At 40.8% G+C, this 22,257-nt stretch carries 17 protein-coding genes; 8 read left to right on the top strand and 9 right to left on the bottom strand.

The window, feature by feature from the left end:
• Nucleotides 1–17 precede the first annotated feature (17 nt).
• The 3 genes from ilvM to ilvC form a co-directional block, all read right to left on the bottom strand.
• Complete coding sequence (gene ilvM, locus FPK91_RS11985; protein ID WP_144211460.1) at nt 18–329, bottom strand: acetolactate synthase 2 small subunit; 312 nt, start codon at nt 327–329, stop codon at nt 18–20.
• Nucleotides 326–1,999: an acetolactate synthase 2 catalytic subunit gene (gene ilvG, locus FPK91_RS11990; protein WP_144211461.1), complete on the bottom strand. Its 1,674-nt coding sequence runs from the start codon at nt 1,997–1,999 to the stop codon at nt 326–328. The genes ilvM and ilvG overlap by 4 nt, the downstream gene beginning before the upstream one ends.
• A 552-nt stretch (nt 2,000–2,551) precedes the next feature.
• The gene (gene ilvC / locus FPK91_RS12000; RefSeq protein ID WP_144211463.1) at nt 2,552–4,033 is read right to left on the bottom strand and encodes a ketol-acid reductoisomerase; all 1,482 of its coding nucleotides are present in this window, start codon (nt 4,031–4,033) and stop codon (nt 2,552–2,554) included.
• Nucleotides 4,034–4,246: 213 nt separating this feature from the next.
• Between ilvC and ilvY the strand changes: the two genes are divergently transcribed.
• The 7 genes from ilvY (at nt 4,247) to FPK91_RS12035 (ending at nt 16,035) form a co-directional block, all read left to right on the top strand.
• A complete protein-coding gene (ilvY, locus tag FPK91_RS12005; RefSeq protein ID WP_144211464.1) occupies nt 4,247–5,119 on the top strand; it encodes an HTH-type transcriptional activator IlvY in 873 nt (290 codons plus the stop codon).
• A gap of 170 nt (nt 5,120–5,289) precedes the next feature.
• A complete protein-coding gene (locus FPK91_RS12010; RefSeq protein WP_144211465.1) occupies nt 5,290–6,525 on the top strand; it encodes a YjgN family protein in 1,236 nt (411 codons plus the stop codon).
• A gap of 27 nt (nt 6,526–6,552) precedes the next feature.
• Entirely contained in the window at nt 6,553–7,569 is a 1,017-nt protein-coding gene (locus FPK91_RS12015; protein WP_144211466.1) for a M48 family metallopeptidase, read from the top strand.
• Between the two features lie 136 nt (nt 7,570–7,705).
• Nucleotides 7,706–9,229, top strand: a complete 1,524-nt coding sequence (locus FPK91_RS12020; RefSeq protein ID WP_144211467.1) for a YifB family Mg chelatase-like AAA ATPase — start codon at nt 7,706–7,708, stop codon at nt 9,227–9,229.
• Between the two features lie 131 nt (nt 9,230–9,360).
• Nucleotides 9,361–10,251: an acyltransferase gene (locus FPK91_RS12025; RefSeq protein ID WP_144211468.1), complete on the top strand. Its 891-nt coding sequence runs from the start codon at nt 9,361–9,363 to the stop codon at nt 10,249–10,251.
• Between the two features lie 13 nt (nt 10,252–10,264).
• Entirely contained in the window at nt 10,265–11,197 is a 933-nt protein-coding gene (locus FPK91_RS12030) for an acyltransferase (protein ID WP_144211469.1), read from the top strand.
• Between the two features lie 383 nt (nt 11,198–11,580).
• A complete protein-coding gene (locus FPK91_RS12035) occupies nt 11,581–16,035 on the top strand; it encodes an EAL domain-containing protein (protein ID WP_193559166.1) in 4,455 nt (1,484 codons plus the stop codon).
• A gap of 81 nt (nt 16,036–16,116) precedes the next feature.
• On the opposite strand, the gene FPK91_RS12040 is transcribed toward FPK91_RS12035, so the two are convergent.
• Nucleotides 16,117–17,208: a branched-chain amino acid aminotransferase gene (locus FPK91_RS12040; RefSeq protein WP_144211471.1), complete on the bottom strand. Its 1,092-nt coding sequence runs from the start codon at nt 17,206–17,208 to the stop codon at nt 16,117–16,119.
• Between the two features lie 360 nt (nt 17,209–17,568).
• Between FPK91_RS12040 and zapB the strand changes: the two genes are divergently transcribed.
• Nucleotides 17,569–17,769, top strand: a complete 201-nt coding sequence (gene zapB / locus FPK91_RS12045) for a cell division protein ZapB (RefSeq protein WP_144211472.1) — start codon at nt 17,569–17,571, stop codon at nt 17,767–17,769.
• On the opposite strand, the gene FPK91_RS12050 is transcribed toward zapB, so the two are convergent.
• From FPK91_RS12050 to FPK91_RS12070, 5 genes are all read right to left on the bottom strand, one after another.
• Complete coding sequence (locus FPK91_RS12050) at nt 17,766–17,978, bottom strand: DUF1107 domain-containing protein (RefSeq protein WP_144211473.1); 213 nt, start codon at nt 17,976–17,978, stop codon at nt 17,766–17,768. The two genes, zapB and FPK91_RS12050, sit on opposite strands and share 4 nt — an antisense overlap.
• Nucleotides 17,979–18,420: 442 nt before the next feature.
• The gene (locus FPK91_RS12055) at nt 18,421–19,035 is read right to left on the bottom strand and encodes a thiol:disulfide interchange protein DsbA/DsbL (RefSeq protein ID WP_144211474.1); all 615 of its coding nucleotides are present in this window, start codon (nt 19,033–19,035) and stop codon (nt 18,421–18,423) included.
• Between the two features lie 153 nt (nt 19,036–19,188).
• The gene (locus FPK91_RS12060) at nt 19,189–20,211 is read right to left on the bottom strand and encodes a serine/threonine protein kinase (protein WP_405127364.1); all 1,023 of its coding nucleotides are present in this window, start codon (nt 20,209–20,211) and stop codon (nt 19,189–19,191) included.
• 112 nt (nt 20,212–20,323) lie between these two features.
• Complete coding sequence (locus tag FPK91_RS12065) at nt 20,324–20,647, bottom strand: DUF3630 family protein (RefSeq protein WP_144211476.1); 324 nt, start codon at nt 20,645–20,647, stop codon at nt 20,324–20,326.
• A 45-nt stretch (nt 20,648–20,692) separates the two neighbouring features.
• Nucleotides 20,693–22,204 (bottom strand): protein adenylyltransferase SelO, encoded by a 1,512-nt coding sequence (locus FPK91_RS12070; RefSeq protein WP_144211477.1) that lies wholly within the window; start codon nt 22,202–22,204, stop codon nt 20,693–20,695.
• Nucleotides 22,205–22,257 lie beyond the last annotated feature (53 nt).

Here is a 22,257-nt window from a genome sequence, read left to right on the forward strand (position 1 = left end):
TAAATCGATGAAATTATTTACGCTTGCACTGTGTTCTTTGTTGGCGTCGCAGTTTGAGCAGCAGTTGCCAATATCGGTGTATTCGTAGCAACGGCTGCGGGTAGCACCGCGACTTGGCAATCGATGACATCAATGAGTTTATTTAATTGATGGGTAAGCAGCTCTATAACACGCTCACTCTTCACATCAAATACTAACTTTACCGTGCCATCTTCATTGATGTTCATATTCATTTTTACAATGCTGAAGCCACGATGACGAGCCACTCTTAATACTCGCTCCAATACTTCTGGTTGCTGCTGTAGTGTCAATTCAACTGAATGCATCATGTTTGTTTCTCCATTTGATCCATCATGTCGCTATTACTTGCGCCAGGTGGCACTAATGGCCACACGTTAAATGCATCATCAATGGACACATGCAACATGAATGGTCCTGGAGCATTTAACATTTCATCTAAGCCTGCTTCGACTTCTTCAGCGCGACGAATTCTTTTTCCTGGAATATTAAAAGCTGACGCCATTAATACGAAATCCGGGTTATCTGATAAATCGGTTTCGCTATAACGTTGTTCAAAAAACAACTGTTGCCACTGCTTAACCATGCCCAATTTTTGATTGTCGATAAGTAAGATTTTTACCGGCAATTTTCGACGTTTAATGGTGGTTAGCTCTTGAACGTTCATCATAAATGAACCATCTCCTGACACTGTAACAACAGTGGCATCTGGTCGAGCAACTTGTGCACCAATTGCAGCAGGCAAACCAAAGCCCATAGTGCCAAGACCAGCACTAGTTAAATGGTCTTCTGGACGACGGAACCACATATGCTGGGCAACCCACATTTGATGTTGGCCAACATCGCAGCACACCACATTATCTTCAGGTAATTTGTTTGCTAGACGGCGTAACATTGCAGGGGCATATATCAACTCACCAGGATGTTGATAATCCCATTGATGTTGCTGATATAAATCTTCAATTTCAAGTTGCCAAGCTGCTAATGATAACGGCATTGATAATGCGGGTAATACTCGCCTTAAATCTGCTGAGATAGACACGTCTGCTTGACGTAATTTATTAATTTCGGCGATATCGATATCGAGATGTAATACTTTGGCATTTTCAGCAAAGGTGGCTAATCGCCCAGTCACACGATCATCAAATCTTGCCCCTACCACAATCAATAAATCACAGGCTTGTACCGCTAAGTTTGCCGCTTTACCCCCATGCATACCAAGCATGCCTAAATAGCCTTTGCAGCCATGTTCTATGCTACCAAGACCTTTTAATGTCGCGACTGAAGGTATACCCGTTTCATGAATAAATTGACGTAAGTGATCAACCGCACCCGCCATCCCTACGCCGCCACCAACATACAAAATTGGCTTTTTAGCTTGTTGTATTAATGCTTTCGCAGCATCAATGGCACTGAGTTCTGGAGTAGGTTCTTCAGTAAAGGTCAGTATTGGGGTTTTATACTCTAATTCAGCAATTTGAATATCCTTCGGAATATCAACCAATACTGGACCAGGTCTGCCAGAAGCTGCTATTTCAAAGGCTTTATAAAGAGTCGGGATAAGTTCATTGATATCCGTGACCATAAAGCTGTGCTTGGTACACGATAAAGACATACCCAGAACATCTATTTCTTGAAAGGCATCAGTACCAATCACAGCCGTTGAGACTTGACCAGTAATAGCAACTATTGGCACGGAATCCAGTAATGCATCAGCAAGAGAAGTGATTAAATTAGTCGCGCCTGGGCCTGAAGTGGCAAAGCAGACCCCTGTTTTACCACTGGCTCTTGCATAACCTACAGCAGCAAAAGCAGCGCCTTGCTCATGACGGCTCAGTAAATGCTCTACAGGGCTACCATAGAGTGCATCGTAAATTGGCATAATTGCGCCACCAGGATAACCAAATACCGTGGTTGCACCATGTGCGGCCAGTACTTTGATTACTGCGTCCGCGCCTCTCATTGTCTGCCCTGATTCCATATGCTTCTCTCACACTCTGTATTGTTAATCTGTATTGATTTTTAGCTCAAATATTTGCAGCCCTAAAACTAAAAAACCCCCGTTCCTTTCGGAGCGGGGGTTTTTGCAAATTCTGACTTTCTAACTCAGTCTTTTTGCCAAACGCCACCCCCGCGGTGACTTAATAATCACGACGGTAATAATCACAATAATGAGCTGGGCAGCTTGGTTAAACATAAATGACTGAATCCTAAAAATAAGTTCTAAAAAATATTTGTTAACGTTTTCGTTAAGTCTGACTCCATGCCGGACTGTTTATATTTCATCATCTATAGGAGTACCATAAAGTGATTTATAAACACAACCAAAACCTGTGTTGTAAAAAAAATTCAGCTTCCCTGCCGAGACAATGCAAACAACAACAAAATCTAAAGCTATGATGGTTAAACACAAACCTGTGTTAACCACCCTAACCTTCTATAGATTGTCATCAGATAAAATATTTTTACCTGAATATGATGCCTGCTCGAATACGTAGCTGAACAGGAACTTCACAACACAATCAACAAAATATTAGTTAGCTTCAACAATACCTTTCATATCAGTCATGTAACCGCGTAATTCTGCACCGATAAACTCAACATCGGTATGACGAATCGCTTCATTTACTTCAATCAGACGCTTGTTATCAACACTATTTGAACCCGCAGCTAAACCCGCACCTAATAACTCAGGTGACATTGCTTTTACGTAGTCACGTAATAGCGGCACTGCTGCATGGTTAAACAAGTAACAACCGTATTCAGCTGTATCTGAAATAACTACGTTCATTTCATATAAACGTTTACGTGCAATGGTATTCGCAATAAGTGGGGTTTCGTGAAGAGACTCATAATAAGCTGATTCTTCAATGATACCTGCTGCAACCATGGTATCGAACGCTAGTTCTACACCGGCTTTGATCATGGCAACTAAAAAGATACCTTGGTCAAAGTAAGTTTGCTCATCGATGTGTTCATCTGATACAGGTGAATTTTCGAATGCAGTTTCGTTGGTTTCAGCTCTCCAACGAAGTAAGTTAGCATCGTCATTCGCCCAATCAGCCATCATAGTGCGAGAGAACTCACCACTGATAATGTCATCCATGTGCTTTTCAAATAATGGCTTAAGAATTTCTTTCAACTCTTCAGCAACTTCAAACGCCTTCACTTTGGCAGGGTTTGATAAACGATCCATCATGTTAGTGATGCCGCCATGCTTAAGTGCTTCAGTGACAGTTTCCCATCCTTGCTGAATTAACTTACTTGCATAGCCTGGTTCAACACCATCAGCGACCATTTTTTCATAGCCAAGAATTGCACCGGTTTGCAACATGCCACAAAGGATTGTTTGCTCGCCCATTAAGTCAGACTTAACTTCTGCAATGAACGATGACAATAAAACACCCGCTCTGTCGCCACCTGTCGCACTTGCATATGCTTTAGCAATGGCAAGACCATCACCTTTCGGGTCATTTTCAGGGTGAACAGCAATCAGTGTTGGTACACCAAAGCCACGTTTGTATTCTTCACGAACTTCAGTACCTGGGCACTTAGGTGCAACCATAACAACAGTAATATCTGAACGTACTTGCATACCTTCTTCAACGATATTAAAACCATGAGAGTAAGATAATGTTGCACCTTGCTTCATCAATGGCATGACAGCATTAACAACATTTGAATGCTGCTTATCTGGCGTTAGGTTAAGGACTAAATCCGCTGAAGGAACAAGTTCTTCGAATGTGCCAACTGTAAAACCGTTATCAGTTGCTTGTTTCCATGATGCGCGCTTCTCTGCAATGGCTTGAGGGCGTAGTGCAAAAGAAATATTTAAGCCTGAGTCACGCATATTTAGACCTTGGTTTAGGCCTTGCGCCCCACAACCTAAGATCACGATATTCCACTCTTTAATAAAATTACAACCGTCGCTAAACTCGGTACGATCCATAAAGCGGCATTGTGCTAATTGCGCTAATTGTTGACGTAAATTCAGAGAGTTAAAATAGTTAGCCATCTGAGATACCACCTTTAATTCAGAAATTTGAGACACTCCATTCTGGCAGCCAAACTGCGCAGAAGTTGTGATTGAGATCACTATAGCGTAAGCTGATGATTGCTCAAAATGATATATTCGGCACACTACGTTTCATTTTATGCAACGTGATACAAGAACAAGTTACACTGCTATTTACTCTGATTAAGATATTGATTTTATTAAGGCAAGATCATGGATATACGCGCATTAAAACTCTACTTACACTTATGTGATAGTTTGCATTTTGGCAAAACAGCGCAACAAACCCATGTGAGCCCATCAACATTAAGCCGCGCATTGCAGCGTCTTGAAGAAGAAGTGGGTTGTAAATTGTTTGAAAGAGACAATCGCAGTGTCAGTATTACCCACGCTGGCAATGAGTTTAAACAATTCGCCGAGCACACATTAGCTGAATGGTTAAGTTTAAAAAGCCGTATTGATCCTGATCAACCCTTACTGCACGGCCGCATCAATCTATATTGCTCAGTCACCGCAGCTTATAGTCACCTGCCTGCCTTGCTTGATCGCTTTAGACGCGAGCACCCTCATGTAGAAATTACCTTGAATACCGGTGATGCAGCCAATGCAGTAGAAGAAATTCAACATAACCGCGCCGATATGGCGATCATCGCTTTACCAGATTCGTTACCTTCAAGCTTACATTTTGAAGAAATAGGCCAAGTGCCGCTGCATTTATATGCGCCCACTATAAAATGCCAAGCCCAAAGCATGATTAAGCAACAACCCATAGACTGGGCGCAGCTGCCTTTTATTGTTCCCGACCACGGGCCAGGCAGACGCCGTGCAGATAATTGGTTTAAAGCGATGGGATTCAAGCCTAATATTTATGCACAAGTTTCGGGACAAGAAGCTATCACCTCGATGGTAGCCTTGGGGTGTGGTGTCAGTATTAGCCCAGAAGTCGTGGTCGAAAATAGCCCAGTTAGAGAGCGGCTGCAGCGGCTTGAATCACCACAAAAAATCGCCCCATTCCAATTAGGTTGTTGCTGCAAAGAAAAACGCACTCAAGAGCCTATTTTAAAGGCTTTTCTAGAAGTGATTTAAGTTGTAATGTCAAAAAAAACCATTGAGTTGATAAAACGAATCCTTGAGCATTAATAGCCCAAATAAGAGGTAAAAGAAAACACGAATAACACTTTAGTTACACAAAACTATTGATTTACTAACAAGTTCCCTTTCTAATATGGCTCTTATTCCAACGGAAGGAAATTAACATGAGCCAATTAGACTCATCTGTACAAGGCAGTACCTCTATATCTTCAACTACATCTTCAACTGAAACCTCAACCTCTTTTAAGTTTCACGGCATAGGCGGAGAATTCTTCGGAATTTGGATCGTCAACGTGTTACTCACTATGGTCACATTGGGTATTTATTCTGCCTGGGCTAAAGTTCGTACTAATAACTATTTTTACGGTAACACTGAACTTGGCGGCGATAGATTCGAATATCTAGCCAAACCCATGCAAATCTTAATAGGCCGTATTATCGCGGTGGTCCTACTTATTACTTGGTCAATACTCAGCAGTATTATGCCTCTAGTTTCTATAGGGTTAGCAGTCATTCTGATGTTGGCCATACCATTTCTTGCAGTGAGAAATGCCCGTTTTGATGCCCGCATGACTCGCTTTCGTAATGTGCGTTTTGACTTTACCGGTTCTTACAGCGGTGCTTATATCAACTTATTATTAAAGCCGTTGCTTGCCTATATTGTGGTATTTGCATGTGCCTTTGGTTTTGGCTTTGTAGCAAGATTCATAACTGATGACCCTATCGTATTGGGTATTGCCATTACTGCTGGTGTCGTATTATTTTTTGTCGCTGCGATTTATTGTTACGGCTGGGTTAGTGCCAGCGTAGCTCAATACTTAGTGAATGGTTACCGTTATGGCGATAAGGCATTTACGGCATCACTAGAAATTCGCGAATACGTAAAAATTGCAGTGACAGCTTTAGGATTATTTTTTGCAGCTTCATTCATTTTTTCATTAATCGCATTCGGACTTGGGTTGATGGGTTCAATTGTGGAGCTCATTCAAAGTGGTGCTTCTGAAGCTGCCTTAAAAGACAATGTAGCACTGATGGGAATGCTATTCGCTGGCTATTTCGGTATGTTTATTTTATCAATGTTAATTGCAGCTTATGTACAGGTGCGTGTTCGAAACTACGTTTTCAACCAAACCAAACTTAACGATGATCTACAATTGGCATCAACAATGAAAACATCAAGCTTCTTATTTTTAGTGGTCACCAATTTATTAATTGTGGTATTTACTTTTGGTATGGGTGTCGCTTGGGCTGATGTTCGTTTGGCTAAATATTTAGCAGACGTTACCGCTATTGAAGGTGATTTAGCTCAATTCAGCGCACAAGATCATAATCAACAAAGCAGCACTGCGATTGCAGATGAAGTCGCTGACGCCTTTGATATTAATATTGGTATTGTTTAATCACAGCTTAATATAAACCGGAATTTAATGGTGATAGAACAAGTAAGTGGGCATATTCTTGCCCCTAAACAAGCCACCAAATATCCAGCGTCATTAGTGCTGGGTCAAAATGGCATGCTGACATTAGCTTCAGAAATCCACAGTGGTCAATTTCAACTTGATCAAACCTCGGTCACTGATGCTATTGGCAATTTAGCACGTAATATCACCTTTGCTAGCGGGCATGTTTTTGTCTCAACGGATCCTATACCGTTAAATCAGTGGTTAGCGATTCATACGAAAAAAAGCTTAATCGCCCAACTAGAAAAAAATCTCGGTTTAATTTTTATTGCCACCATAGTGTCATTAGCGGTGCTGTATACCAGCATCGTTTATGGCGTTCCCGCAGCATCTAAGGCCATAGCCAATATATTGCCAGATGCTATCGTTCAAGAAGTTGGCGAACAAACTTTCGCTTTAATAGAACCGATGGGATTTACTGAAAGCGAACTAACCAAACAACGACAAACAGAATTACAGCAACTGTTTAAGCTCACTTTAGCTAAGCTGCAACAACAAGACATTGTATTTACTCAAGAACCTAGATTACTGATTTATCAAAGTAAAGATGGTGCTAATGCTTTTGCACTCGCTGATGGGCATGTCATTTTAACCGATGCGATGATCAAGTTAGCCACTGATGACCTTCAACTTGAAGCGGTCATTCTGCATGAGCTTGGACATGTGCAACATCGTCATATTCTCACTAACTTAATCCAATCTTCTATATTATCCGTTGCTGCGGCATTGGTTGTCGGTGATGCTAGCGGAATATCAGACATGTTGGTGAGTGTAACGGTATTAGGCACTAGCTTAACCTACTCACGAGATCATGAACGCGAAGCAGACCAATTTGCCGCAATACATCTTAAGGCTTGGTATCAAAGCACCGACTCAATTGTAGCCTTATATCAATTGCTGCAAGCTGAGCATGATTTTGATATTCCTGATTGGGCTAGCACCCATCCAAATATAGAAGAACGCATTAACACTCTGAAGCAATAATGTTGTCCAAGGATACAAATCCTGTTACGAAATTCAGTTTCATCGCAGCTAATTTTTTACCTGCTACACTTAACGAGCTCAATCAAACTCGTAAGTGTAAATAAATACCTGAATACGAAAACAAAAGGATTTGTTAATGGCTATTGCCTGCGTAAACACCCGTGCCTGTTGCGGCGTAGAAGCACCTAAAGTCACCGTTGAAGTTCATCTCAGCAATGGATTGCCCGCATTTAATCTTGTGGGATTACCAGAGACCTCAGTAAAAGAAGCCAGAGAGCGTGTCCGCAGCGCATTGATCAATGCGGGTTTTGAATTCCCGATGCAGCGAATCACGGTAAATCTAGCTCCAGCTGATTTACCCAAGCAAGGCGGTCGTTATGATTTACCTATCGCTATTGGGATTTTAGCCGCCTCAGGGCAAATCCCTCACGCGCAGTTAGCCCAATGTGAATTTATCGGTGAGCTCGCCCTATCAGGGCAAGTCAGACCCTGCATCGGTATTCTTCCGGCAATTATCGCAGCTAAAAATCAACAACATGAATTATTCATCCCTTTAGATAACCGCCATGAAGCAGAATTAGTCGGTTACCAAAAAACGCACCTAGTCGCTCACTTACAAAATCTTGCCGCGTTTATGCATGGACAAGCTAAGCTGCCGCTTGTGGACCAACAACTAGAGTGGTTTGAAGAACCATCAACCAAAGAATATTTATGCCTCAGTGAAGTCATTGGTCAATATCAAGCGAAACAAGGTCTTGAAATCGCCGCAGCAGGTGGGCATAACACTCTGTTTATTGGCCCTCCAGGCACAGGAAAGAGCATGTTGGCCAATCGGATAATTCCGTTACTGCCCAAGCTTACCTATGAAGAAGCTATCGATGTTGCCGCAATTCACTCGGTAGCGGGTCTAAATATCAAACCTCAAGCCTTCTTAGAGCGGCCGTTTCGCGCACCGCATCATACGTGTTCGTCTATATCCCTTGTTGGCGGTGGCAGTATTCCTAAGCCGGGCGAAATATCACTGGCTCATAGAGGAATTTTGTTTCTTGATGAAATTGCCGAGTTTCCACGTAAGGTTTTAGATTGTTTACGTGAACCTATGGAATCGGGAGAAGTGGTTATTTCACGGGCTGCCGCAAAAGTCACCTTTTCCAGTCGCTTCCAATTAATTGCTGCGATGAATCCAAGCCCTTGTGGCGATGTTGAAAACTCCCGTGCGACGCCAGACCAAATTCAACGCTATTTATCGCGCTTATCAGGTCCATTTCTGGATAGGTTTGATCTCACCATTGAAGTCCCTAAGTTACCCGCCGGTACGCTAACCAAAACTCAAGAAATAGGTGAAAACAGCGAATCTATCGCAAAGCGGGTCAATGCAGCTCGAGAAAAACAACTCAGCCGCGCAGGCGTCATTAACTGTGAACTATCGCCGTCGCAGCTAAAGCAACACTTAGCCATGAACCAAGCCGATTTGGAGTTTCTTGAGCAAAGTATTCAAAAGTTGGGGCTATCAGTTAGGAGCTTTCATCGGATCCAGCGAGTCTCTAGAACCATTGCAGACTTACAACAATCAAATACCACTGAAAGAAGACACATTGCTCAGGCTTTGGGTTATAGAGCAATGGACAGATTGATGAATCGCTTAAGCCAGCAATACTAAAATAACTAACCAGCGTCGTTACAGATTGCATCAAGTGTAATAAAACAACAAAACATGGGATAATATGCTCCAACAGATTGAGCCGAAGGCTATCACGGAGTAACATAAGCCTCCATTTACAGGAGAGCTCGATGCCGCTGTTTTCAAAAATTAAAGGTTCAATAGCATTTGTATGCTATCTGATAAATACGATTATTTGGGTTACTCCAATATTAATATTCAGTATTTTCAAAATCTTACCTATAGATCTCATCCGTAGAATTTGCAGTTATATTTTAGATAATTGTGCGGGAGCCTGGATCAGTGTCAATGGCGTGATTGAAGCTATTTTTCATCCTGTAAAGATAAAGTTGAGTGGTGATGATCAGTTTTCAGAGAAAGAATGGTACATGGTAATAGCTAACCATCAATCCTGGGTTGATATTTTAGTTTTACAGCGTGTTTTTAATCGAAAAATTCCATTTTTAAAGTTTTTCCTCAAACAAGAACTCATCTATGTTCCAGTGTTAGGTTTAGCCTGGTGGGCTTTAGACTTTCCTTTTATGCGTCGATATTCGACTGCGCAATTAAAAAAGAATCCTAAGCTTAAGGGAAAAGACATTGAAATCACTCGTCAATCTTGTGCAAAATTTAAACACAAACCAGTTAGTGTGATGAATTTTGTTGAAGGAACTCGCTTTCATCCCAAAAAGCACCAAAAACAAGCGTCACCTTTTCAACATTTGTTGAAGCCTAAAGCAGGTGGAATGGCCTTCGCTTTAGATGCTATGGGTGACCATATTAATAAACTCGTCAATGTCACCATTCATTACCCCAATAAAGTACCAAGCTATTGGGAATATATTTGTGGTGGTATAAATGAAATACATGTCGATATCCGAGTGTCAGATATACCAGAATCACTTAAGGGTGATTACAGTAAAGACAGAGAGTTTAAAATTAAATTTCAAGCACAGTTAAATCAAATGTGGTTAGAAAAAGACAAACAAATCAGCATAATGGCTGACACGAAACAATTATAAGGTATTCAGCTCAATGCTAGGTTTTTTACCAGGTCCAATCATCTTTTTTATCAGCAGCTGTTTATTGATCATCAATACTTCATTATGGGCTGGTCTCATTAGTATTGGCGGCATCATTAAACTCTTTATTCCATTTAAAGCAGGAAGAAATGCTCTAACCCATCTCATGAACCGCTTTATGTGGGCTTGGGCAACCTGTAATGGCGGGATTTTACATCTTATCGCCAATGTTGAATGGGATGTTGAAGGCCTAGAAGATCTGGATGAACAAGGTTGGTATTTGCTGATCAGCAATCATGTCAGTGGTTTTGATATTGCCGCTCAAACCTATTTATTGAGAAATCATATTCCAATGCTGAAGTTCTTCCTTAAAAAAGAACTCATCTTTGTGCCATTTTTAGGTTTAGGTTGCTGGGCATTAGACATGCCATTCATGGACAGAACCAGCCCGAAAAAACTCAAAAAGAATCCGAAGCTTAAGGGTAAAGATCTTCAAACAACCCGTAAGGCTTGCGAAAAGTTTAAACATTTTCCAACATCGATTATTAATTATGTTGAAGGTAGCCGATTCACGCCCGATAAACATAAACGTCAGCAGTCGCCTTATAAGCATTTATTAAGACCTAAGGCCGGTGGGATTGCTTTTACCCTTTCTGCAATGGGTGAGCAGTTTACTGGACTGCTCAACATGACATTAGCCTATCCAGATGCTGACCTAAACGCAAAAGAGGGTGTGTTGTACCAAGTCATGTCAGGCCGGGTTAAAAAAATCATGGTTAGAATTGAGCAAATGCCAGTGCCTAAAGTCGATGCTGAAGTGTATTTTTCATCGCCGGAAACCCGTGTTGAATTTCAGCGCTGGTTAAACCAAGTGTGGATAGAGAAAGATCAAATATTGGATGATGTCTTCCTGAAACACAATAACGAGATTTCATCCAAAAAGTAACCGATGACTTAATGAAAAAAACACGCTATTTAGCGTGTTTTTTTGTTTAAATTACGTGCAATTTTAAGAACTAGGTTAAACTGACAACAAGCCTACAACATGGCGGTTCCCAACAAACTGAAATGTAATTTGAAATAAAGTACATAGCTAGCGTAAGATGCTCTATATACATGATTGAAACTATACGAAGTTGTTTTTTAAATATGCAAGATACACTTTTTAGCGCTTCCGTGTTGATATGATTGTTAAATTATAAAATATGACTAACAATATGCTATTTAGCATCATTCTTTGCCATCCTAAAAAATTATAGGTGCAGATTGAATTTACGTTTTCCTTCAGCTTTGACATTTTTTTTGTGTATTTTGATCATGCTTACGTCAATGTCAGCATCGGTTTATGCCATAACACCAAAAAATGACAACCATCTACTGTCATTTGAACAATTTGAAGCTGCCAATGATTTAAATCAAAACTCCGTCACCAAACTGTTTATGGACAAAGCCGGTATGCTTTGGGTCGGTACCCAGGATGGCTTACACAGCTATAACGGTATCAAATTCGATATTTTTCAACATGACACAACCAATCCCAATAGCCTTGTTGGCAACTTCATTATTGATATTTTACAGTCATCCGATGATGACCTGTGGGTAGCGACTTACTCCCAAGGTTTAAGCCGCTTCAACCTTAATACAGGCGAGTTTACTAATTACGGCATTGAACAAGGGTTAACTGATTTAAACCTCACAGAAATAACCCTAATAGGTGATAGCTTATGGATTGGCACGCATTCAGGCTTATTTACCCTGTCACTGAAAACCAATAAAATATCTAAAATTGGCCTAAGCAACACTATTGACCCACACATCACCAGTGTCGCTAACGTTGATAATAAGTACATTTTTGTTGGTACTGAGCGCAGTGGCACCTTTGCAATCGATAGTAATACCATTATTCGCCTTGATATCGCAGCAGAGCTTCGAGTTAATAGTATAAAAACCAATCCTAATGACGGTTCTGTATGGCTAGCGATTAGCAATAAATTGATCCGTTATGACCTTAACACCCACGCCAAAAGTATCATTTGGGAAAATGAACAACCGACTATTTTTAATGAAATTAGAGATTTCGTCATTAATGGTAATGAACAAGTATGGGCGATTGGTGCTAACTCAGGTTTAATACAGCTCGACTTAATCAATGATGAATGGCGCAGTAGAATACATAAATATGATCCAAATAGTCGCCAATCTATTAGCGAAAATAACCTACAAAGCATTATGCTAGCCAATGACGGAACCTTATGGCTTGGGACCCGTTTTTCAGGGATAAATAAATTAAACCTCAACCAAGTTTACTTTAACCACATCTACGAAATGCATCCTTCAATGCCTAAAATGGCTAATATGATCCGCTCTATTTTTCGTGATGACAGACAAAGACTTTGGATTGGTACGGAAAGCGCTGGCTTAAAACTATTTGATGAGCAACAAGGTGAATTTTACTATTACAATGACCTGTTTGCTAAGGCACTCAACCTTCAAGAAGAAGAACTGTATTTAACAGTTCACAAAATTAGCCAAACAGATGATGGCTACTTATGGTTTGCTACAGATCACGGCCTTGCTAGGCTAAGCCCAGATCAACAACTCACATTTTTATCTGTTTTAGATAATAACGATCCGAATAGTTTATCTATACGCGATATGGTTCTCGATACTCAACTAAGACTTTGGGTTGCCAGCAGCAATGGACTGTATTTTGTGTTGCCAGGAGAAGATATTCTCCACAAATATAACTTCGACTTCCAGAGTGATTTCTCTCCTTCTAATCTATTCATTCTTTCCATGGAATATCACAACGATAGCCTGTGGTTAGGCACGATGGCAGGATTAGTTAGACTCAAGCCTGATGCTAAAGAGTTAACCTTAAAAAGTCGTCAGTTAGCTGATAAGTCAACCCTGAGTGATAATCGTATAAGAGACTTTATCATCACTCAAACCGGTGAATTTTTAATGGCAACCCACAGTGGTGTCGATAAAATAATAGAAACCGCTGATGGCCAACTTCAGTTTGAAGCATTAAGTGAGAACTTAAAGCAACACACTATCTATGCCATCCTAGAAGATAAAGCACAAAATCTTTGGCTGAGTACTAATTCAGGTTTAGCCCGTATCAACCCTGATTTAGAGTATATATTTTTTAATCAATACGATGGGGTGCAAGCAAGCGAATTTAATGGCGGCGTGAAATTCAAGGAAAAAAACGGTGACTTATGGTTTGGCGGCATTAATGGCCTGAATCATTTTAATCCGCTATCTGTTCCAGTAGAAAGGCCAAATATCAAGCTTGCTTTGACCAGTTATGACTTTGGTGAGTCCCATTTCCCACAATTCAATTTACAAACGACTCCATTATTACAAATGCCTTATGAAGACAATGATATTAGCTTTCAAGTCAGTGCACTGGACTTTAACTACCCAGGTTTTGAACAATTAAGTTACCAACTCCTCGGTCGAGATGATCACTGGATTGAATTAAGTCAATCGAATGACATTACTTTTTCAAACTTGGCACCTAAAGATTATGAATTGTTAGTACGCTATACGCTAACGGATAACCCTTACACACAACCACCATTAAGTATTAAATTTACCGTTGTTCCACCGTTTTATCTAAGCAAAGCAGCCTATGTTATTTACGGCCTTGCCATCATGTTATTACTGACATTTTTCATCTATTTGAAACAACTGAAACGTGAAAAACAACGTGAATTTGAAATGAGCATCAGAGCCTCAGAAGAACGATTAAAGTTGGCGTTATGGGCATCTGGCGATGGCATGTGGGATTGGAATATTCGCGAGAATAAAGTCTACCGCACCAACATGGCCTCCTCCCAACCCAAAGATGGTGATGATCAGGCGCTGATTAATAATATTCACCCTGAAGATAAAGACCGAGTGACCAAGTTACTTAACCATCACTTGGAAGGCAAAGTTGAATTCTTTGAAGCTGAATATCGTGTAGAAAAACAGCCAGGGAAATGGATTTGGTTGATTGATCGCGGCAAAGTGGTTGAATGGGATCAGCAAGATAGACCGGTCAGAATGGCGGGAACTCATAAAGATATTACTGTCAGAAAAGAAACTGAAAACGAACTCAAGCTTTCAACTCAAGTTTTACACAGTATGAATGAAGCTGTGGTTGTCGGAGAGCTAGACTACCGAGTGCGTACTGTAAATCCAGCATTTAGCCGTATTACGGGATTTTCTCCTGAAGTCATAGCAGGTAAACACTTCTTATATTTAGCCCACGGACACCGTTCTCACGAGTTTTATCACAATGTTGAACTACAACTCTTAAGGAAGAAGCACTGGGCTGGCGAGATCCATATTCGCACCAAAGATAAAAAAGGTATTTTGGCCTGGCTTGAGATTAACCAAGTCATCGATACTAAAGGTGAAACCAGTCATTTTGTGGCGGTATTTACCGATATCACCTCACGTAAAAAAGCCGAAGAAGATTTACGGATTTTAGCCAATTTTGATCCGCTAACAGGCTTGCCCAACCGCACATTATTCCAAGACAGACTTAATCAAGCCGTAACCAAAGCCCATCGTTCAAAATCGATAGTGGCGTTATTCTTTTTGGATTTAGATCGCTTTAAGCACATTAACGACTCTATGGGACACCATATTGGCGACTTATTGTTAAAAGCTGTGGCGATTCGATTACAAAACTCAGTACGTGATGGCGATACCGTCGCGCGCCTTGGCGGCGATGAGTTTACGATTATTTTGGAAGGCATTGCCAAATTAAAATCAGTAACTATTATTGCCGATAAAGTCCTAAACGCCTTTAAAAAGCCTTTCTTACTCGAAGACAAAAATATTACTGTATCACCATCAATTGGTATCAGCCTTTATCCCAATGATGCCGATGATACGACCTCTCTCATTAAATATGCAGATACGGCGATGTATCATGCTAAGTCCTTAGGTCGCAATAACTTCCAGTTTTATACCAAGGATTTAAATAAGTATGCCACCCGTCATGTGGAACTAGAAGCGGGCCTAAAAGAAGCTATTCAAAAAAATGAGATGTTCCTGGTATACCAGCCTAAATTTGATATTCAAACCAAGCGTATTATTGGCGTAGAAGCCCTATTGCGATGGGAAAGTAAAACCCTTGGCTTTATATCACCCGTTGAATTTATTCCATTAGCGGAAGAAACCGGGATGATTAATGCCATTGGGCATTGGGCGATTGATCAAGCCTGTAATCAGTTAGCAAGCTGGCATAGACAGGGGTTTGAGCATATTTCAGTGGCGGTCAACCTATCCGCAAGGCAGCTAAAAGCTGACATTATTTCCACCATTGAGGTGGCTCTTGCGGTTTCTGGACTACCAGCAAGCGCATTAGAATTAGAACTAACAGAATCAATGATCATGGGTAACCCACAGGATTCAGTCACGGTCCTGTCACAGCTAAAAGCCCTTGGACTCACGATTGCCATTGATGACTTTGGTACGGGATACTCAAGCCTCAGTTACCTAAAACGCTTCCCTATCGATACTTTAAAAGTGGATAGAGAATTTGTCCGCGATATTATTGAAGATCCTGATGATGCCGCCATCACCTGCGCGATTATTACCTTGGCACACAGCCTAGAACTTAATGTAGTAGCAGAAGGCGTAGAAACACAAGAGCAGCTTGATTTCTTAAAGCATGAAGGTTGTGATCAAGTACAGGGCTTCTTACTCAGTAAACCCCTTAGTGCTGAGGATTGTCTGGAAAGAATTAAGCTCGATAAGCAACAAGCGGATCAAGTTTAAAGTCCGTTAATCAGCATATTCAACACAATAAAAAAGGCTCATATTGAGCCTTTTTTTGATTGTATCAATAATGCCAATATTCTACAGCGCGACTCTTTCTACGCGCTTAACCCAGCCTTCAGGGCCTGCTAACTCACCATTTTGTAATTGAGTGAATATTTGATAGATACGCTTGATACAAGGTCCAACTTCACCATCGCCAACAGTAACGATACGGCCATCTTCAAAGATATATGACCCAACTGGCGATACAACCGCTGCAGTACCAAATCCACCAGCCTCAACAATTTCACCCGCTTCAATGTCAGCGATAAATTGATCTAACATAATCGTTTCTTGGCGAACTTCACAACCCAGTAAATGCCCTATTTCAAGCATTGATTGAGAGGTGATTGATTTTAAAATGGTATCAGTAAACGTTGGAATGATGACAGTGCCATCTTTCAGGATATGAAAGTGGTTCATTGCGCCCACTTCTTCAATCTGTTTATTGTTGGCATCAAGATATAACACTTGCGCAGCGCCATATTCAGCTGCCGCTTGGCCCGCTCTTAAAGATGCCGCGTAGTTACCAGCCGCTTTTGACGCGCCTGTGCCGCCAGAAACAGCACGATGGAATTTTTTACTGATCAACAAACGAATCGCTTTGCTCACTCCGTCAGCATAATACGCACCGCTCGGGCTTAATATCACGCAGAAGGTAAAGTTTAAGCTTGGGCTAACAGATAAACGGTCTTCAGTGGCGAAAATGAATGGACGGATATACAAACACGCACCATCTTGCATTGGGAACCAAAGTCTATCGACATCGATTAACGCGTTAATCGCTTGAAGTTGTTTATCTTCATCAAGGTTAGGGATACAAAGAATATCGGCCGAATTATTTAAACGTTGGGCATTTTTATCTAATCTAAAAGTATAGATTTCGCCATCATCATGTTTAAAGGCTTTGGCGCCTTCAAAGATAGATTGACCATAATGCAGAGCAATTGCCCCTGGAGCCACTTGAAAAGGCGCATAAGGTTCGATGCGTGGATCGCACCATTGGCCATCACGATAATCCATTAAAAACATATGATCGGTTCTGAGGTTACCAAAGCCAACATTACCTTCTGGTTGAAACTGCTCAGTACGACGCGACGATGCCGATTTTAAATTATATTTGATGTCCATTTGATACCACCTTGAAAACAGAGATAGCAGACTATGAATCATCAGTTGTAAAGTCAAGCAAATGGATAAAGTGGAGTTAATTTAAGCGTCAATAGAAGTTCACGATAATGAAAACGGTAAAAAACAGTCAATTCTTGGTGATAACTTGATGGGATGAAAGTGTTAAAACAATGATGCCAAGATAAATTATGCGAATATTTACTATTGAAAAACACCGATTCAAATCAATAGATCAATAAAGCTTATGAAATAGTAGTAAAAGTCGTTCTTTTTTTAATCACTTAACAAAATTGTCTATTCCTTAAACCCCAGTCGCTGCTAGAATCACCACTCCATCCAGAAACTATTAGGACTCCCAATATGAGCCTTGAATTACTGTCCCAACTGGAAGCCAAAATCCAGGCAACTCTTGAAAATGCTGAGCTACTAAAAATGGAGCTTGAAGAAGAGAAGCAAAAGAATGCTCAATTGACTGAGTCTAATCAGCAATTGCAACAAGACCTAAACTCTTGGAACGACAAAGTTAACGGCCTTGTTGGTCTGCTAAATAGCGAAAGCTAAACTGCGTTAGCTTCAAGATGCTGAGCGGCAAGAAGTTCGTTAAGCTCTGAGACAGCCTGCTTTACTTTTGGCAGGCTTTTTTTCGGCATTAAAAAACGCCCCCTCCTAAACTCTAAACACCCCAAATCTTTAACCCAAATTACTCCTGTTAGAAAAATTCGTGCATGTTTAACAATTAACTTAGGTGCATATACCGGAAACCTTCTCATGGTGACTCCTTACCCTATTGTTGATGTGCTCAATTGTTGATTTACTTATATCGAATTGCAGACGCTTTTTATCAAGTTGAATGATTGATGCCGAATGGCTAACGTTGAATGACCGACGTTTTATTAGCTCATATTCGGTTCGACATTAAAATGCCCCAATTAGTTTCGTCAAATTAAACATTTTTTATACAAAAAGCGGTTTAAATAGTCTATTTATCACAAAGACATAAAAATGACGCTTGCCATTATTTTGACACCTTGATACGATAACGCTGTTACTCAGGGTAAATAACGAGCTAATTGGCTCAACACCGTATAGTTTTAGAATGATAAATTTTAAAGCATACGGTTTTTTTTTGATTTTTTTCAGTGATTAACAACAAAAAGACACAAAAAAGGAGCCTAAGGCTCCTTTTTGATATGCGTAAATTAAAGCTTCAATTTACTTATCTTTCGTTGTTAAGTAATAAGCAATGTCCAACAGCTCATCGTAAGACTTGATTGAACCCGTCTCTACACGATATTTACCGTTTACCACCAGTGCTGGAACACCTGATAATTTCGCATTTTCAGTATCACGCTTCATTTTGGACATTTGCGCGTTCACCATGAATGATTTAGCTGCGGCATCAAAATCTTTACCATCAACACCATTTGCAATAAACAACATACGAATGTCGTTCAAGCTTGTGAATCTTTGCTTGGTTTCATGTATTGCGTTGAAAATAGCCGCTTCAATTTTCTTCTCAACGTTTAGTTGATGCGCAATAGCAAAAGCGCGAGACATTTCTGTACCCATTTCTGCACCAATAAACTCAACGTGCGCTTGGTTAAACGCGACACCTTCTGGAAGTGTCGATTCAATTTTTGGCACCACTGTTTTTGAGAAGTTATAACAGTGACCACAGAAAAATGAGAAAAACTCAGTAATTTCAGGCTTAGATGTGGCAGGGCCTTCGTTAATCACGGTGTAATGCACACCTTCTTGATAATTTGTAGCTGTCGCTGCCATTGGTGCTAATAATAATGCTGCAGCCATTAATAGTGCTTTTTTCATGATGCTTCCTTTAAGTATGCATTCTCAATTATGCCAAGGCATAGTTAACGCTAAAATTTATCTGAATCTATATTAATGTAGATTATCTCGTTTGCTCAAGACCTTATCAGGATCATTTGTAACAATCTACGTAATGCTTTGCACTGAGTTAAATTAAAAACTCATTAAACTCAGCGGCTCCTCATTAAGCGCGGCAAGTTGTTCTTTAAACGCTAATGTTTGTTGTTCCCAGTATTTGATGTCACCAAACCACGGAAAGTTCCTTGGGAAAGCAGGATCTTGCCAACGCTTTGTCAACCATGCATTATAATGAATCATTCTTAAGGCGCGTAATGGCTCAATGAGTTTTAACTGCCTTTGGTCAAAATCGCAAAACTCTTGATACGCCTCAAGTAACACATCCAGCTGTAATAACCGCTGCGCTCTATCACCCGTCAGCATCATCCAGATATCTTGTATTGCAGGCCCTTGTCGAGCATCATCTAAATCCACAAAACCGGGTCCATCTGGAGTCCACAGAATATTACTTGGGTGTAAATCCCCGTGTAATCGCAAGGTCTCAAACTGGTTGTCAGCTAAGGCCTCTTTCGCTTTAGCTAACACCTGCTCTGCAACCGTAAAAAATTGTTCGCTAATACCCTCAGAGACTCGGCCTGATTCCTTCAAGTAATTAAGCGCGTCATCACCTAATATTTGACTGCTTAATGGCTCTCTGTATTTGAAAGTATCTTTACTGGCGTACTGGTGTATACGGCCAATAAACCGACCTGCTGATTCAAGTTGGTCAAGATTATCCACTTCAAACGAACGCCCGCCGATAGAAGGAAATAAAGTAAATCGATAACCTTTAAATTCATGAAGCGTTTTACCCTCAACAATCACCGGCACTGCTATGGGAATATCTTCAGCAGCTAACGCGAGCGCATAATCATGTTCTTCTTGAATTTGATCATTGCTCCAGCGATGTGGTCGGTAAAACTTAACCACATAGCGATTACCGCGATCACAGCGAAACTGATACACGCGGTTTTCATAGCTATTTAATGCTAGCAGCCCTGTTTCAGGATAGATGCTAAGGCTCTCAATCGCATCTAGGATTAAATCTGGCGTCAAGGCTTGGTAATGAAAAGAAGTCTCGTCAGCGGCCGTTTCTGACACGTTATCGTCAATGCTTATTTCTGCTTCAATGATATTGCCTGACTTTTCTTGGCTGTCGATGTCTTCATCGCTGTCAGCATTGTCTTTGTCAGCATGGTCGTGGCCAAGATAGTCGTTATCAACATCGTCATTATTCATGGGTATCCTTCGGCTCATGTTGACCAATTAGCGGTTGTAGCAAAGTAATTAAATATTCTAGCACTTCTAGATCAGCTTCGACTTCCGTTGATATCCAACAGATATCGCCGTAGAACTCGTAATTTAGCCACAGTTGACTACCTTCAAAATTCAGCAGCCATTGATGGCGGTCTGCGCCCCATTGACGCTCACGAATATCACAATCTATTGCTAACGCTAATGGCTCAGCAAAGTTTTCAAATTGTTCGAAATCTATTTCAGCTGAAATCAAAATACTCAGCGACGTTTTATCTAATTGCACCGAACGCAATATCATGGTGTTCCTTTAAAATTCTAAACTTAGTTTTTACTCAGTAAAAAGTTAGCTACTACAAGACATAATCAAGCCTTGTCCCCATTGAGGCGGTCTATTGGCATAATGTTCAAATTCAGTTTGCTCGGCATAAGGCTGTGTGAGTAATTGATGTAACTCTACGACCTTACTATTATCACCTTCTTCAGCGGCAACAATGGCTTCTTGAGCCAGATAATTTCGTAACACATATTTTGGATTCACACTGTTGCGATCCGCTTGCCATTGGGCAATATCAGCAACGTTACCCACCCGTTTCTGATACGTTTTGTACCATTCATCAAATTTCGGTCTATCGATTATCTCATCAGCGATATTAGCTTTGGTACTGCTAATATCAAGTTGCCCCAATGCTCTAAATGTATTGGTGTAGTCCAACTTATTATGTTGTAACACATGGCAAAAGCGGCCGATAAAATCTAAATCTGTTTTATCTTGTTCTTGTGACTCAATTGCTGTTAGCGCACGCATGCTGATACCCATTTTCGCGCGCATCAGCAGTAAGTATTGCTTCACTAGCTCAGCTTGATAGGTATTTAATGCTGCCACTAAATCATCAGATTCAATCACCGGCGCTAATGCCTGGGCTAAGCGCTGTAAATTCCATAAACCCACACCGGGTTGCTGACCAAAGGCATAGCGACCTTGAGGATCTGAATGATTACAAATAAAGTCTTCTTTAAAAGTATCTAAAAAGGCAAATGGACCAAAATCAAAGCTATCACCCAAAATAGACATATTGTCTGTATTAAGTACCCCATGAGCAAAACCAACGGCTTGCCAGTGGCCGATTAAAATTGCGGTATCTTTTACCACTTGGGTAAACCAGGCTTTATAGCCTTGATAATCTTGAGTCAAATGTGGGTAATGCTGTTTAATCGTAAAATTAAGCAACTGAATAAGCTTGTCTTTACCGCCCTGTTCACTGTGGCAAAAATATTCAAAGTGACCAAAACGAATATGACTCTTAGCTAACCGCACCGTAATAGCAGCGGTTTCTTGAGATTCTCGCCACACTGGTAAATCTGAACCAATCACCGCTAGTGCTCTGGTTGTCGGAATGGATAATGCCGCTAACGCCTCTGACGCTAAAAATTCTCGCACTGCAGAGCGCATAACTGCTCGGCCATCACCACTACGAGAATAAGGCGTTGGCCCTGCGCCTTTTAAAGCCACATCCCAAGTAGATGTTTTATTTAAAGGCTCGCTTGAATAACGAGGGTCTGCGATTGCTTCACCCAGAATGATTGAACGTCCATCACCTAATCGAGGGCTGTAACCGCCAAATTGATGACCACTGTATACTTGAGCGTAATAACTGGCACCTGGCATTGCATGATTAGCCGATAATTGCATTAGCAATTCATCAGGTGTATCGCCGTTATTCAGCTTCCGTTCAACGCCAATCAGTTCAGCTGCATCATCACTCCAAGCTAACCAATGGGGCTGACTAATGGGTAACGGATAGACCTGAGAGTAAAAACCTTCAAGTTGTTCAAAATAATCCTGCTTAAACTGCATTTAACCTATTCCCTTAGCGCGACTCTGACGATAAATTTCACTGTGATTTATAG

This window comes from Shewanella donghaensis (genome assembly GCF_007567505.1).
In the GTDB taxonomy this organism is placed as follows: Bacteria; Pseudomonadota; Gammaproteobacteria; order Enterobacterales; family Shewanellaceae; genus Shewanella; species Shewanella donghaensis.

Bases quoted from the DNA above. Each gene is read 5' to 3' on its own strand.
- ilvM (WP_144211460.1), bottom strand. From the start codon at position 329: ATGATGCATTCAGTTGAATTGACACTACAGCAGCAACCAGAAGTATTG.
- ilvG (WP_144211461.1), bottom strand. From the start codon at position 1,999: ATGGAATCAGGGCAGACAATGAGAGGCGCGGACGCAGTAATCAAAGTA.
- ilvC (WP_144211463.1), bottom strand. From the start codon at position 4,033: ATGGCTAACTATTTTAACTCTCTGAATTTACGTCAACAATTAGCGCAA.
- ilvY (WP_144211464.1), top strand. From the start codon at position 4,247: ATGGATATACGCGCATTAAAACTCTACTTACACTTATGTGATAGTTTG.
- FPK91_RS12010 (WP_144211465.1), top strand. From the start codon at position 5,290: ATGAGCCAATTAGACTCATCTGTACAAGGCAGTACCTCTATATCTTCA.
- FPK91_RS12015 (WP_144211466.1), top strand. From the start codon at position 6,553: ATGGTGATAGAACAAGTAAGTGGGCATATTCTTGCCCCTAAACAAGCC.
- FPK91_RS12020 (WP_144211467.1), top strand. From the start codon at position 7,706: ATGGCTATTGCCTGCGTAAACACCCGTGCCTGTTGCGGCGTAGAAGCA.
- FPK91_RS12025 (WP_144211468.1), top strand. From the start codon at position 9,361: ATGCCGCTGTTTTCAAAAATTAAAGGTTCAATAGCATTTGTATGCTAT.
- FPK91_RS12030 (WP_144211469.1), top strand. From the start codon at position 10,265: ATGCTAGGTTTTTTACCAGGTCCAATCATCTTTTTTATCAGCAGCTGT.
- FPK91_RS12035 (WP_193559166.1), top strand. From the start codon at position 11,581: ATGTCAGCATCGGTTTATGCCATAACACCAAAAAATGACAACCATCTA.
- FPK91_RS12040 (WP_144211471.1), bottom strand. From the start codon at position 17,208: ATGGACATCAAATATAATTTAAAATCGGCATCGTCGCGTCGTACTGAG.
- zapB (WP_144211472.1), top strand. From the start codon at position 17,569: ATGAGCCTTGAATTACTGTCCCAACTGGAAGCCAAAATCCAGGCAACT.
- FPK91_RS12050 (WP_144211473.1), bottom strand. From the start codon at position 17,978: ATGAGAAGGTTTCCGGTATATGCACCTAAGTTAATTGTTAAACATGCA.
- FPK91_RS12055 (WP_144211474.1), bottom strand. From the start codon at position 19,035: ATGAAAAAAGCACTATTAATGGCTGCAGCATTATTATTAGCACCAATG.
- FPK91_RS12065 (WP_144211476.1), bottom strand. From the start codon at position 20,647: ATGATATTGCGTTCGGTGCAATTAGATAAAACGTCGCTGAGTATTTTG.
- FPK91_RS12070 (WP_144211477.1), bottom strand. From the start codon at position 22,204: ATGCAGTTTAAGCAGGATTATTTTGAACAACTTGAAGGTTTTTACTCT.